The organism is Butyricimonas sp. DFI.6.44 (genome assembly GCF_022132345.1).
Lineage (GTDB): Bacteria > Bacteroidota > Bacteroidia > Bacteroidales > Marinifilaceae > Butyricimonas > Butyricimonas muris.
Genome location: NZ_JAKNJD010000009.1, coordinates 1 through 14,563 on the forward strand (window position 1 = coordinate 1; position 14,563 = coordinate 14,563).

At 42.8% G+C, this 14,563-nt stretch carries 12 protein-coding genes; 7 read left to right on the plus strand and 5 right to left on the minus strand.

The window, feature by feature from the left end; translation table 11 throughout:
• From L0M98_RS12990 to L0M98_RS13010, 5 genes are all read right to left on the minus strand, one after another.
• Nucleotides 1-536 (minus strand): AAA family ATPase (locus L0M98_RS12990; protein WP_227216701.1); only part of this gene is annotated, 536 nt, incomplete at its 3' end.
• 1,002 nt (nucleotides 537-1,538) lie between these two features.
• The gene (locus L0M98_RS12995) at nucleotides 1,539-2,276 is read right to left on the minus strand and encodes a shikimate dehydrogenase family protein (RefSeq protein ID WP_186978488.1); all 738 of its coding nucleotides are present in this window, start codon (nucleotides 2,274-2,276) and stop codon (nucleotides 1,539-1,541) included.
• A 112-nt stretch (nucleotides 2,277-2,388) separates the two neighbouring features.
• Nucleotides 2,389-3,309 carry a DUF368 domain-containing protein gene (locus L0M98_RS13000; protein WP_227216700.1) on the minus strand — a complete coding sequence of 307 codons (921 nt, stop codon included), beginning with the start codon at nucleotides 3,307-3,309 and terminating at the stop codon, nucleotides 2,389-2,391.
• Between the two features lie 104 nt (nucleotides 3,310-3,413).
• On the minus strand, nucleotides 3,414-4,979 hold the full coding sequence (locus L0M98_RS13005) for a DUF4301 family protein (RefSeq protein ID WP_227216699.1): 1,566 nt from the start codon (nucleotides 4,977-4,979) through the stop codon (nucleotides 3,414-3,416).
• 218 nt (nucleotides 4,980-5,197) lie between these two features.
• Nucleotides 5,198-5,449 (minus strand): hypothetical protein, encoded by a 252-nt coding sequence (locus L0M98_RS13010; protein ID WP_099293959.1) that lies wholly within the window; start codon nucleotides 5,447-5,449, stop codon nucleotides 5,198-5,200.
• A gap of 172 nt (nucleotides 5,450-5,621) precedes the next feature.
• Between L0M98_RS13010 and L0M98_RS13015 the strand changes: the two genes are divergently transcribed.
• The 7 genes from L0M98_RS13015 (at nucleotide 5,622) to L0M98_RS13045 (ending at nucleotide 14,558) form a co-directional block, all read left to right on the plus strand.
• Complete coding sequence (locus tag L0M98_RS13015) at nucleotides 5,622-6,287, plus strand: CBS domain-containing protein (protein WP_099293957.1); 666 nt, start codon at nucleotides 5,622-5,624, stop codon at nucleotides 6,285-6,287.
• Nucleotides 6,288-6,364: 77 nt separating this feature from the next.
• The gene (locus L0M98_RS13020) at nucleotides 6,365-7,264 is read left to right on the plus strand and encodes an NAD kinase (RefSeq protein ID WP_227216698.1); all 900 of its coding nucleotides are present in this window, start codon (nucleotides 6,365-6,367) and stop codon (nucleotides 7,262-7,264) included.
• Nucleotides 7,265-7,368: 104 nt separating this feature from the next.
• The gene (locus L0M98_RS13025) at nucleotides 7,369-8,097 is read left to right on the plus strand and encodes an isoprenyl transferase (protein WP_186978485.1); all 729 of its coding nucleotides are present in this window, start codon (nucleotides 7,369-7,371) and stop codon (nucleotides 8,095-8,097) included.
• Nucleotides 8,098-8,102: 5 nt separating this feature from the next.
• Nucleotides 8,103-10,646: a BamA/OMP85 family outer membrane protein gene (locus L0M98_RS13030; protein ID WP_227216696.1), complete on the plus strand. Its 2,544-nt coding sequence runs from the start codon at nucleotides 8,103-8,105 to the stop codon at nucleotides 10,644-10,646.
• Nucleotides 10,647-10,802: 156 nt separating this feature from the next.
• Nucleotides 10,803-11,321 carry an OmpH family outer membrane protein gene (locus tag L0M98_RS13035; protein ID WP_099293951.1) on the plus strand — a complete coding sequence of 173 codons (519 nt, stop codon included), beginning with the start codon at nucleotides 10,803-10,805 and terminating at the stop codon, nucleotides 11,319-11,321.
• Nucleotides 11,322-11,427: 106 nt separating this feature from the next.
• Complete coding sequence (gene murI, locus L0M98_RS13040; protein ID WP_099293950.1) at nucleotides 11,428-12,252, plus strand: glutamate racemase; 825 nt, start codon at nucleotides 11,428-11,430, stop codon at nucleotides 12,250-12,252.
• Nucleotides 12,253-12,362: 110 nt separating this feature from the next.
• Nucleotides 12,363-14,558 carry a RelA/SpoT family protein gene (locus L0M98_RS13045; RefSeq protein ID WP_227216695.1) on the plus strand — a complete coding sequence of 732 codons (2,196 nt, stop codon included), beginning with the start codon at nucleotides 12,363-12,365 and terminating at the stop codon, nucleotides 14,556-14,558.
• Nucleotides 14,559-14,563: the final 5 nt, after the last annotated feature.

The window sequence follows — 14,563 nt, forward strand, 5'->3', positions numbered from 1 at the left end:
TAAAACGCTTTCAGCGTATCGCGGTAATATTCCAGCAACGGCATATTTCCTAGAGCCTGCAAGAGAGGCTTGTCGTATTCGTCGACGAGCACGACCACCCCTCGTCCCGTCTGTTCGCATGCCCGGCGGATTATCCCGAAAAACCGCAGTGAAAGAGTCGTTTCATTCTCTCCTTTCCCGTAATCAGCTTCCCATCGTGTAAGTCGATTGCTTAGTATCGCGTCCAGCGCCTCCGGTCGGTCATACTTCTCCGCGTTCAAATCAAGGTGTAGCACGATGTGCGTGTTCCACTCGCTCTCCAGTTTCTCTACCGCCAACCCTTCGAACAATTCCCGTTTACCCTCGAAGTACGCCTCGAAAGTAGATAATAACAGACTTTTCCCGAAGCGTCTTGGACGGCTCATGAAATAAGGTTTTCCGTTGTTTGCAATTTGCCACATTAGTGCTGTCTTATCCACGTACATGTAGTTTTCGCGCCGGATGTTCTCGAATGTCTGTATCCCTATCGGGAGTTTTCTCTTTAGGTTGATCTCCATAATATACCGTTTAGCTTGTACACAAAGGTAGGAATAACAATTGAAAATTGAAAATGAAAAGATTCACATAAAGTCCGGGATTAAATTGTGGTACTATTCTCGATCATTTTTAAGATCCGTTTGTGATAACCGGAAAAAGGGAATAATAAATAAAATTCAAGCAAATAAAGATAATGTTGATAGTCGCCTTTGGCGAGTTGCAGGTTACAGGTTGCATTTGCCTTCGGCAAGTTACAGGTTACTTTTCTTGCGTTGTAGACTGTATTCCAGCTCCTCCTCTGTTTATAGAGGAGGTGGCACGAAGTGCCGGAGGAGTTTATTAATTAAGTGATTGATTGATTGATTTTAGATTGAATGATTTCTCCCCACTTGCCAACGCTTCGTTAATCGCTAAATCGGCAATCATTGAATCACTAAATCCAAGAACTCCCTCCCCCCTTCGGGGTATTGAGTCCGGAAACCGGTCTCGAACTGGCTCTTGTTCGACAGACAACGAGCAAGCTCTCTGTCTGTTCTCGCTTACTCGCCAGTTGCCCTCTATAAACAGAGGGAGAGCTAGTTACTCTCTCCGCTTTAGGAAATTTTTCATTTATAGCTATCTGGATTAATAATCTCTTTTAACGTGAAAAAAGATGTGTATGTAGCCCTTAATAGCCCGTATCCCAACCCTATTACTAAGGTAATAATCTCTCCTCTCCAGAGCCTCTTCGTTTCTCAAATAGAGCAGAAATATTCCCGTGTATTTATGCTCTGAAGAAGGTCTGGCAGGGCTACGAAAGAGGGGTATTATATCCTTGGAAATGCGATTGATTTTCAGTGTGATTTCATCGAGAAGCTAAGGTAATCCTAGGGTGATACTATCTCAACTTGCTTACAAAACACTTTTAACTCGGTTACAGGATTGTTTACCGACGGGGACGTAAGAGGCTTGTAAGTAGGTTGTAGCTATGTAGAGGTAGTATTACTTTAGGATTACCTTGGGATGATTTTAGGATACTTGTATCAAGAGTTCCAGATTTTCCATGAGTATTCGGCTTGGAGATGCAACATTTCCAGACCGTTGTGGACTTTGGCTCCTTGTTGTATGCCTTTTTGCATGAAAGTGGTAACGGCGGGGTTGTAAACTAGATCGAAAAGATAGTGATTGGGCGTGAGGTGCTCATAGGGGATTGGGGGACAATTTTCCACGTGCGGCCATGTTCCGAGCGGGGTGGTGTTGACAATCAGAGGGGTTTTGTCCAGTTGACGGATGATTTCCGGGTAACCGATTTCTATTCCCGTGGGGGTACGGCTGACGGAAGTGACGGCAACACCCAGAGAGGTCAAGGCATATTTGACGGCTTTTGCCGCTCCCCCGGTGCCCAAGATGAATGCCCGTTCCGGCACATGGGGGATGAAGTGAAGTAATGAATCTCGGAATCCTGCCATGTCCGTGTTGTGCCCGGTGAGGGAGAAGCCGGCAGGCGTATGCTCGACTTTTACCGAGTTGACGGCACCGATAGCCCGTGCCTCGTCGCTGATATTGTCGAGGAAAGGGATGATCTTCTCTTTGTAGGGAATGGTTATAGCGAATCCTTTCAAGTCAGGAGTTTCCTCGATAATTCGGAACATTCGGGAGATATCTTCCAATTCGAAATTCCGAAATTCGGCATTTATTTTTTCTGCTTTGAATTTTTCCGTGAAATAGGTTTTGGAAAACGAATGTCCCAATGGGAAACCGAGGAGACCGAAAAGATTCATGAGTTTGTAAAGTTTATAAGGTTTATAAAGTTTATAAAGTCATATTGCAGTTCGAGGTTTGAATATAGTGTTTCTACTTTACGAACTTTATGAACCTTATAAACTTTATGAACTATTTTTTTAGTGTTACGGCCAATCTTTCAATCCCCCAGATGAGGAGAAAACCGACAAGGCACATCAAGAGTACATGCCACGTGAGCGGATCGTTTCCCGCTTGTTCGAAAGTACCCGGGAGAACGTTTCTCTCGATCTCGAAAGAAGTGCCGTTAATTAATTCCGTGTCGGTAAGTTTCCAAGGCCATATTTTGTTTAAGGAACCTACCATGAAGCCGGTCAATAGGGCGACAGTCATGCTGTGGTAGTTTTTCAATAACCACGAGAGCAAGTGCGAGAAGGATATAATTCCGGCAACAGCTCCTACCAAAAACACGAGTAATATTCCGATATTGAAGTCGCTCACGGCGGTGATGATGTACTCGTATTTACCTAATAATAATAGTATGAACGCTCCCGATATTCCCGGAAGGATCATGGCACAGATGGCGATAGCCCCGGATAAGAGGACGAACCACCATGTTTCCGGTGTGCTGGTGGGGGTTAGCACGGTGATCGTGTACCCGACAACGGCTCCCACGACCAACGAGGTGATGGCAAACAAATCCCATTTTTTTACTTCTTTGGAAACGAGTAGTGCCGAGGCTATAATGAGCCCGAAGAAAAAAGACCAGATGTAGAGAGGATGGAATTCTAGTAGATATTTCATCAATTTTGCCAACGAGAATATAGATATCGCGATTCCTGCGACCACAGAAACCAGAAAATTACCGTTGATATGCTTCCAAAATTCTTTGAATTTGAATGTTCCCAAAAGACGCAATGCCTGTAAGTCAATGGAACGGATGGAATTGATTAATTCTTCGTAGATACCGGTGATAAATGCTATTGTTCCCCCTGATACGCCGGGAATAACGTCGGCAGCACCCATGGCACATCCTCTCAGCACTAGTAGTAGATAGTTTTTTTTCTTCTCCATGAACGAATTTATGATTTTAGATTTATGATTTTAGATTTACGATTTATGATTTATGATTTCATTCAAAAAGAATCGTAAATCATAAATCGTAAATCATAATTATTTTATTCGATTTTGAACACATTGCGATGTTCGAAACGTAACAAGTCAAAGACGGTTTTTACCGGGGTGAAGGTGGATAGCGGAACTTCAACAAACACGGTATTCCAGTTTGCCATCGCTCCATTCCACAACCCGGGAAGTTCTTGTACTTGTATGTCTTTTCCCTCGAAAGATTTACTGGTAATGAATCCTTGCGTGTTATCAATAAAGTCTTTCAGGTCGTACTTTTTACCTTTATAGTTATACGTGCTGCACACGATATCTACCGGGTTAAAGTGGGTCGATTGGGTGAATATTTTTTTCTGGTTCTTGTCTTTTTGGTTCACCTGTGCACTTTCCACGATCATCAAGCGTTTCCCGTGTTCAGCATCTTCCACCCAGAAGGGACCGCCACCGGGTTCACCTTCATTCTTAACCATCCCGCATACCCGTAATGGACGGTCGAGCAGGTTTTTCAAGTATTTTGCCCTTTCTTTCAAATTAGGGTGAACGAGGTCTTCCTTGGGTTTGTAACCGAGATTGTCATAGATAAATTGTTCGATTTCGTTCAGATTCTCTTCGGTAATACTGCTTTTCTTGTTCAAAATCTTCATGTAATCGAAGATTCTGGCTTGTGTTTTTAACAGAACCCCGGCGAGTATCTTTTTGTATTTCACGGTGTCTGCCTTGTTGCGATCGGGAGTAACGTTGTCTATGTTTTTGATAAAGATGAGGTCTTCTTTCAGATCGTTCAAGTTGTGAATCAAAGCACCGTGTCCCCCCGGGCGGAATACGATGTTACCATCGTTGTCCCGTAGCAGGTCTCCTTTCGAATCCAGACTGACCGTATCGGTCGAGGGCGATTGGATGGAGAACGTGATGTCGTACTTGAGATTGAATTTTTTCTGGTAATCTTTGAGCACGTGTTTCAAGAGGGCTTTGAATTTGCCCATGTGTTCTTCGGATACCGTGAAATGGATATGTGCCATTTTGCCGTCATTGGCATAAAGGGCGGCTTCAACCAAGTGTTCTTCCACGGCGGTACGGATGTGATCTTTATATATATGGAAATCGATCAGTCCCTTGGGCGTGGAATTATAGTTTAATCCCTTATTCGTCAAGATATATTCCAATATCGTGATGAGTTCGTTTTTCCAGAGAAGTTTGTCCAGATCGAAACGGTCTTTGTAGAGAGCTTCTTTCAAGTGGGTGTAAAAGGGAAACTCTTTTAGTTTTTCGAAGAAGGAGAATATGCTTCCCGGTTCTTTGTGCAACCGGAAATTCAGGTAGTCTTCGTCACTTCCCGTGTAGGTGTTTAAAAATGAATTTAATGTTTTGAACATGCGAGAAGCGGAACCGGATGCCGGAACCATCTTCATGATTTTCAATGTGTTTCTTTTCTCCTCGAAGATGCGAATGAATTCATCAGCCTGTTCGTCATTCAGACTATGGATCCCGTTACCTATTGTCGCCGCATCTCGGATTTGCACAAAATTGAAACCGTTCTTGAAGTTTTCAAGTTGGCTATCAATTTGTTCGGGCTTAATCCCCCTGCGCTTAAATTGCTTGAGATCACTTTTCGTGTACATAATTTCGGGTTTGTAGGTTATGTAATAATCCGGCAAGTTACGAATTTTTTTACAAAAAGCAATTTATTACTTTTTGTGTTACAGGTTACAAGTTGAGCCTTCGGCTCTGCAGGTTGCAGGTTTGTTGTTATTGTTTTTTGAACTTGTAACTTGTGAACCTGTAACTTGTGAACCTGTAACTTGTGAACCTGTAACTTGTAACATGGCGAAGACGGCAATTAGTTGTCGTCTTCGTCATATAGTTCTTCTTGATTTTCTAGCTCGGTTTCAAAGAAATCTTCTGCTTCTTCAAGTAGAGACTCGATATCGTCCGTGCAAAGAGGTTCTTCGTCAATCCAGTAAATTTTTTGGTTGCTGTAGAAACCGTCTATGTCACATTGGATAATACATTGAGGCTTTTCCGTGTGCACCACGTACACGAGATCGGGTGCTTCTTGGGAATTGTCCGCAATTAGAAATTTTGGTAACATGGTGTTATACTGTTTTAAAGTTTACGCGGCAAATATAGGAATAATTGAAAATCGAATATTGAAAATCGAAAATTATTTTAATGGAGGAGTTGAATAGAGAAAAAAATGTATCTTTAGGGCGAGAAATGGATTAAACGATTTCTTGATTGAGTGATTTGGAGATTTAAAGAATATGATAGCAGAAGGATTATTATCGAATGTGGTTCCGGTATTGAAAAAGAACGATACATGCGCCCAAGCACTGGGGTGGATGGATTTGTTCCGGGTATCCCATTTGCCGGTGGTTGAAGGAAGTTCTTACGTGGGTTTGTTATCAGATGAAATCATGTACGCGCACGGGTGTTTGAATGATCCGATCAATAGTTTGGAGATACCGAGAGAATCGACATTCGTGTACGATGATATGCATATTTATCACGTGATCGAGGTCGCGTCTTCCTTGGGATTGTCAATAGTTCCTGTTTTAAGCCGGAAAGAGGTTTATCAAGGTGCTATTTTGTTGTCGGATATTTTGCATAGCGTGGAAAAAATGTTGTGCGTGGATGATGCGGGTGGGATTATCGTGTTGGAGGTGAATAAAATTGATTATTCGTTGGCCGAGGTGGCGCAGATCGTGGAATATAATGAAGCCAAGGTGTTGAGTTGTTTCGTGACATGCACCCCGGACTCGAACAAGGTTGATATTACTGTCAAGGTGAATACGCCTAGGATTGAACCGATTCTGGATACCTTTGTCCGTTATCGTTACGTGATAAAAAGTACTTTTGTGCTGGGTGAAGATGTCAATGATGAATTGCGTGACCGCTATGGGCAGTTGATTAAGTTTATGGAAATGTAGAAAATTTAAAGTTTAGAATTGAAAGAGAGTTGGTTCGTGGAGGTGGAATCTAAAATTTAAGATCTAAAATAAATTAGATGTGTCTGAAAATTAATAGAGTGGCTATATACGGACGAGTGATCCATGAGGATTTTTTTCCTTATTTCAAGCAAATGTTACGTGATCTGGATGAGCGTGGCGTGAAGTTGTCTTGCTATCGGCCGTTTTTTGATTTCTTGAGTGAGAGGTGGGATGTTCATTCTTATTTTCAATCTTTCTATGATACGGATTTGGAGCCGGATACCGATATTTTATTTAGTGTCGGGGGGGACGGTACTTTTTTGGATTCAGCAGTCCGGGTGAAAGATTCCGGGGTACCCGTGCTTGGTATAAATAGCGGTAGGCTGGGATTCCTTGCCAATATCGCCCAAGAGGAGATTCCTCAGGCTATACAGTGGTTGTGTGCCGGGAAATGCGAGGTAGAGCAGAGAGCTTTGGTGAAATTGGAAATGGAAGACAATCCGTTCTCTAATTTTAATTATTCTCTGAACGAGATTAGCGTGCAGAAAACGGAACGCTCTTCTTTATTAAAGGTACACGCTTATATCGGGGGGGAATATCTCACGACGTATTGGGCGGACGGCTTGATAGTGGCAACTCCTACCGGTTCGACGGCTTACTCTTTGAGTTGTGGCGGTCCGATTATTTCCCTGAGTTCGGATAATCTGATTATTACCCCGGTAAGCCCGCATAACTTGAATATGCGTCCTTTGATTTTGCCCGGTGACGTGAAGATTCGTCTGAAAGTGGAAAGTCGTTCGGGTGATTTTATGGTGAGTGCCGATTCCCGAACTCGGACAGTGCCGGATCATTACGAATTATTTATCTCTTCCGGTGATTTCAAAATAAACGTGGTAAAGATGCCCGGGCATAGTTATTACGAGACGTTGAGAAATAAATTGAACTGGGGGGAAGACAAGAGGAATAAGAAGATTTAGTGATTCAATGATTGGCGATTACGTGATTAAAGAAAAACAAGTAATATAAAGATAAGGAAAACGTTATTAAATAATGAGTTGAAGAACGAGAATGTATGATTATTATGAGTAGAGAGAATATACCAGAGCACGTGGCAATTATTATGGATGGAAATGGCAGATGGGCAAAACAGCGGGGATTGGAAAGATGGGAAGGACACAAGGAAGGCGTGGAGGCCGTGAGGAGAGTTCTTGAGGCTGCCGGGAATGCCGGAGTGAAGTATTTGACTTTATACGCTTTTTCGATAGAGAATTGGAATCGGCCGAAAGAGGAGGTGGATGTTTTGATGGGTTTGATGGTGGATGCTATCGTCGCTGAAACGGATAATTTGATGAAAGAGGGTATACAAGTTCGGGCTATCGGGAATTTGACGGATTTGCCGGACAAGGTGCGGCAAAAGTTGAACGGGTTGATAGAGCAGACTGCTTCCAATCATCATCTGACGGTGGTGCTTGCCCTAAGTTATGGCGCAAGGTGGGAAATATTGAATGCCGCGAAACAGTTGGCAAAAGATTGCCAGACGGGTAAAGTGAAAGATGTAGAGGCGATTACAGGGGATGTTTTTTCCGATTATTTGACAACGGCGGGGATTCCTGATCCGGATTTATTGATTCGTACGAGCGGTGAATGTAGGCTCAGTAATTTTCTTTTATGGCAATTAGCGTATACTGAACTATATTTTCTTGATAAATTTTGGCCTGATTTTGAAAAAGAAGACTTATATTTGGCCATTCGTAATTTTCAAAAAAGAGAGAGACGATTCGGTATGACCGGAGAGCAACTAAAAAAGTGACTCAAATGACAGGAAAAATAACGCTTGTATTAATATTTATATTGTGTATTTGTGGAGCAAAAGCTCAAGTTGCAGATACTGTGCAGCAACAAGTTGATATCTATTATTCTTCCCCGAAGACCTATGAATTGGCAGGGGTAAAGGTTGTCGGCGGAGATTATGACGGGTTGGCATCCATAGCCGGGTTGACGATAGGAATGCCTATTCAAATTCCGGGTGAAACGATAACGAGAGCGATCAAGAGGCTTTACGATCAAGGTTTGTTTTCGAATATATCCATTGCTGTCGACCGGATTGAAGATGACAAGGTATATTTGACCATGTACATTCAGGAACGACATAAGCTTTCGAAGATCAATTACATCGGTTTGAAGAAATCCGAGGAAAACAAGATTAAGGAAAAAATGAACTTGGGGGTTGGGTCGCAGGTCACGGATTTCATGAAGACGACCTTGAAAAGCCAAGTCGAGAAATACTTGAAAGAGAAAGGATATTATAACACGAATATCAAGATTATTCAACGGGATGATCCAAAAGAGAAGAATTACGTGGTTCTGGATGTCATCGTGGAGAAACACAATAAAATAAAGATTGCCGACATTATCATTAACGGAAACGAACAAATGAAAGACGGTCGTCTGAAAGCTGCCATGAAGAAGACGAAAGAAAAATCATTGGTTAATTTCTTTAAATCGTCAAATTATATCGAGAAGAATTATGACGAAGATAAGTATCATCTTGTCGATAAATATAACGAGAAAGGTTTCCGCGACGCGGTGATTGTTTCTGATAGTGTTGTCCAGATATCCCCGAAACGGGTGAAGATCTATATCGATGTGCAGGAAGGAAATAAATACTATTTCAATAATATCTCTTGGGTAGGTAATACAATATATGATTCAGAGACGTTGAGCCGTATATTGAATATCAAAAAAGGAGATGTATATAATAGTAAGTACTTGAACGAACGTATTACCACGGACGAGGATGCCGTATCCAATATATACCAAAATAACGGGTATTTGTTCTCTCGTCTGATGCCGATCGAAACTATCGCGGGTGAAGATTCTATCAATCTGGAAATCCGTGTTGCCGAGGGTACTCAGGCCACGATTAACAAGGTGATTATTCAAGGTAATAACCGTACGCACGAGCACGTGATTCGTCGGGAATTGTACGTGTACCCGGGTGAGTTGTTCAGCCGTGAAGATATTATACGAAGCGCACGTGAATTGGCGAATATGGGACATTTCGATCCGGAACAAATAGCACCGGACTTGGTGAATGTTAATCAGGAAGCGGGAGCAACGGATGTCATATTCAAGTTAGTCGAGAAAGCGAATGATAAGATCGAGCTTTCGGGAGGTTGGGGAGCCGGTATGATCATCGGTTCGGTAGGATTGACCTTCACGAACTTCTCTATCCGTAATATTTTTAATTGGGATACTTATCGTCCTCTTCCGCAGGGTGACGGTCAGACGTTCAGTTTGAAGGCCCAGACGAACGGTAAATATTATACTTCATTCAGTTTATCATTCCGTGAACCTTGGCTGGGAGGAAAGAAACCGAACTCGTTGAGTGTTTCTTTGTATTTCTCTCGTCAGACAGGTTATTCCAGCAGTTACCGGAATTCTTATTACGCTCAGGCGGCGAACGCATCCGACTATTACGACACCCGTCAGTTGATGCTTACTTATGGATTCAGCGTGGGATTGGGACGTCGTATCAAGTGGCCGGATGACTGGTTCACGATGTATAACGAGATTTCATTCCAGAGATATCAGTTGAAGAATTGGCCTTACTATATATTTAGTAACGGAAATTCGAACAACCTTTCTATCGCCACGGTGATCAAACGGAGTTCTATTGATAACCCCTTGTTCACGAAAAGAGGTAGTGAGTTTACCTTCTCGTTGGCATTGACTCCGCCTTATTCTTTGTTCTCCAGCCGTCATTTCGAGGCAGAGAAAGATCAGATTAAATACAGGTGGATCGAGTACCACAAATGGAAATTCAGTGGAAAGATTTTCACTCCTCTGACTCATAGCGAGAAACGTCCTTTGGTACTTTATGCTTCTGCCCAGTACGGTTATTTGGGACACTATGATAAAAACCGGAAGTCTCCGTTCGAGGGATTCGAGATGGGAGGTGACGGAATGTCCGGTTATAGTTTGTACGGACGTGAATATGTCGGTTTGCGCGGTTACGAGAACGGATCATTGACGAATGCGGGTTCCAGCTTTATGGCTCCGCAAGGGTCTGACGCCAGCTTGTATTCCAAGTTCACGCTTGAATTACGTTACCCGATCTCTTTGGCTCAGTCGGCAACGATCTATGCTTTAGGGTTCTTGGAAGCAGGTAACTCGTGGTACGAACTGAAGGATTTCGAACCGTTTAACTTGTATCGTTCCGCGGGAGTCGGTTTGCGCGTATTCCTGCCGATGTTCGGTTTGCTCGGTATCGACTGGGGATATGGATTTGATGATGTACCCGGACGCTCCGGTGTCGGTGGTTCACAATTCCACTTTGTGTTGGGACAAGAATTCTAATATTTTAGATTTACGATTTCAGATTTTAGATTAATTTTTCACTTGAATCATAAATTGTAAATCATAAATTGTAAATTATAGCATACATTATGTATGCAGGCTAGGAATGGGAAATTAATTTTATTATTTTTGTGAGACATTTTAAAGACAAACATTATGAAGAATACAATTAAATTATTTGCCTTGGTGGCATTTATATTTGTAGCATTTGCTACTTCTGCTCAAACGGCAAAACCGATCAAATTAGGTCATCTTGACGTGCAAAAAGTGATGGCGATAATGCCTGAAACTAAGAAAGCTGAAGCTGAATTACAAGCAAAACAGGCAGAGATTGAAAAAGAATTAAGATCAATGACCGAGAATTACCAGAAGGAGATTCAAGAATATCAGGCGAATGAAAAAACATATTCAGAATTGACTCGTGCTAATAAAGAGCAGTCAATCAGAAGTCTGGGAGAGAGAATCCAGAGTTTCCGGGAGTTAGCCGATCAACAAATGCAAGAAACTTACAATAAATTGATGGGTGAGATCATGGATAAAATACAGAAAGCTACACAAGAAGTAGGTAAAGAGAATGGTTTTACTTATATTTTTACCCAGAATGCTTTATTGTATGCCGCTGATAATAGCGAAGATGTATTGCCCTTGGTAAAGAAAAAATTGGGACTTCAATAATCGTATATATAAAGTAAATAAAGTCGCCCGAAAGGCGGCTTTTTTTTTGCATTAATTGCGAATAAAAAGTATATTAGCAGCTATTAATTTAAATAAATTTAGATATATGCATAGTCCGATAGGGGTGTTTGATTCTGGTTATGGGGGGTTGACAATATTGAAAGATATTGTGAAAGAGATGCCGGAGTATGATTATATCTACTTGGGCGACAACGCTCGTACCCCTTACGGTACACGTTCTTTTGACGTGGTGTACAAGTACACGCGGGAAGCGGTGTTGAAATTGTTCGATATGGGATGCCGATTGGTTATCCTTGCCTGTAACACGGCTTCGGCAAAGGCGTTAAGGACAATACAACAAGTCGATTTACCGCGGATAGATGCCGGACGGAGAGTGTTGGGTGTCATCCGACCTAGCGTGGAGGCGGTCGCTGATTTTACGCGTAACGGGCATATCGGTGTACTTGCTACCTCGGGTACGGTGGCTTCCGAGTCTTATTTGCTTGAAATAGCGAAAATCCATTCTGGAAAAGGATTTGAAGTGACGCAACAAGCCTGTCCGATGTGGGTGCCTCTCGTTGAAAATAACGAGATTGATTCCCCGGGGGCAGCTTTTTTTGTGCAGAAATATATAGATCTTTTAATGCAGGCAGATCCCATGATTGATACGGTTGTACTGGCATGTACACATTATCCTCTTTTGCGCGGGGTAATTGACCGTTTTATTCCTCGGGGAGTAAAAGTTATTCAGCAGGGAGAGATCGTGGCCCGGAGTTTGAAGGATTATTTATATCGTCATCCTGAAATGGAAGGAATGCTTTCACGAGGGGGACAAGTGGAGTTCCTTACCACTGAAAAAGGAGGGATGTTTGATAAAATGGCAGCTTTATTTATGCAGGCGGATGTGGTGTCGCGGCATATAGAAATATAAGATTTACGATTTATGATTTACGATTTATGATTTATGATTTATGATTCGAGGGACAGGAGTGGGCAGGAATCTAAAATCTGAAATCAATAAATCTAAAATTGGAGATGGTTATGAACGAGCAGGAAATGATTAACGCGGCTTTCGAGGATTTGTTACAATCTTTGCGAAAGGGAACGACAGAAGAGAGTATAAAATTAATTCGCACGGCTTTCGAGTTTGCCCGGGAAGCTCATCAAGGGGTAAAACGGAAGTCGGGGGAGCCTTATATATTGCACCCGATCGCGGTAGCGAAGATTGCGGCTAAAGAGATCGGTTTGGGAACCAAGTCGGTTATCGCCGCGTTATTGCATGATGTCGTGGAGGATACGGACTACACGGTAGAGGATATTGCCAATTTGTTCGGGGCGAAGATTGCTTCTTTGGTGGACGGGTTGACCAAGATCAGTGAAGTTATGGGAAGTGATACCACCAAGCAGGCTGAGAGTTTTCGGAAAATGATACTGACTCTGGCGGATGATGTACGTGTTATTCTGATCAAGATTGCCGACCGTTTGCACAATATGCGCACGTTGGATGCCATGCCGGAACACAAGCAGGTAAAGATTGCCAGTGAAACCTTATATATATACGCTCCTTTGGCTCACCGGATGGGATTGCACGCCATCAAGACGGAGTTGGAAGATTTGAGTTTAAAATACGAAAATCCGCTTGAATATCAGGAGCTGGAAAAGAAAATTCATGCTTACCGGGACGAGAATACCGGGTTATACCAACAGTTCATAGCCCCCATTCGGGAACGCCTGACGGAAAGCGGTTACCAGTATGATATCACCGCCCGGACAAAGAGCGTGTATTCGGTGTGGTCTAAGATGCAGCGCAGGCATATTTCTATCGAGGAAATTTATGATTTACTTGCCGTGCGTATCGTGTTTGATCCCAAGGACAATCAGCCGGAGAAATGGCAATGCTGGAATATTTATTCTTTGATTACGGATATGTATAGCCCGAAGCCGGAGAGAATCCGGGATTGGGTGAGTGTACCCAAGGCAAACGGTTACGAGGCATTGCATCTGACGGTCATGGGACCCGGAGGTAAATGGATAGAGGTGCAAATCCGTTCCCGTAGGATGGATGAAATCGCGGAAAAGGGGTTAGCAGCCCACTGGAAATATAAAGGTGATAATGCCGAGGCAAGCAACGAGGTGGATAAATGGTTGGCGGGGATTAAAGAGATGCTGGAACAGCCCGGAACGGATGCTTTGGAGTTCTTGGACGAGTTCAAGCTAAATCTTTTCGCTAAAGAAATTCGGGTTTTCACTCCTAAGGGAGATATGAGAACCTTACCGAAGGGAGCGACCGTGTTGGATTTTGCTTATGACATTCACACGGAGATCGGGAACTCCTGTATCGGTGGAAAGGTCAATCATAAATTGGTGCCGATGAGCCACGTGCTGCAAAGCGGGGATCAGGTGGAGGTGTTGACAAGTGATAAACAGAAGCCGCAGAGTGATTGGTTGGACTTTATCGTGACGGCAAAGGCGAGGAATAATATATTGATGATTTTCCGTCGGGAGAAAAAGGAACAGGTGAAGATCGGAACGATGATGTTCGAGAACTTGTTGGAAGATATGAAATTGCCTTTTGGTACGGAGAACCTGAACAAGGCTCTGTTGCATCTGAAATTGGATAATAAAGATGATCTTTATGTCAGTTTGGCGAAAGGGAATTTGAGTGTCGAAGACGTGCGGAAGGCATTGAAGAAAAAGTCGGAGAATAAATTCGTGAAGTACTGGAAATTGCAGTTCTTCAAAAGCGATAAAGAGAAAGCCCCGGTCGAGAAAGAAGAAGGGAAGATCATTAATGACGTGACGGAAGATGCTTCGGATTTTATCATTGCTCCTTGTTGTCACCCGATTCCCGGTGATGATGTAGTCGGGATGAAGATCGAGGGAGATAAGATCACCGTGCACAAGCGTAAATGCCCGGAAGCCATACGACTGATGTCCAGTTACGGGGATAAGATTGTCCCGGTGAAGTGGGTTAGCCACAAGATCATGTCTTTCCTTGCGGTAATTAAATTGAACGGGATTGACAGTATCGGAATCGTCAGCGATATCACGATGATTATCTCGAAAGAGAGTAACGTGAATATGCGTACCGTGCATTTTGAAACGAAAGACGGGATATTCGAGGGAATGATTCATCTTTACGTGCATAACACTGCCGATTTGAACAATTTAATGATGAAAATCTCTTCTCTGAAGGGCGTCGAGAACGTTTCAAGAGTGGAGAATTTGGAAGTCTAAATTAA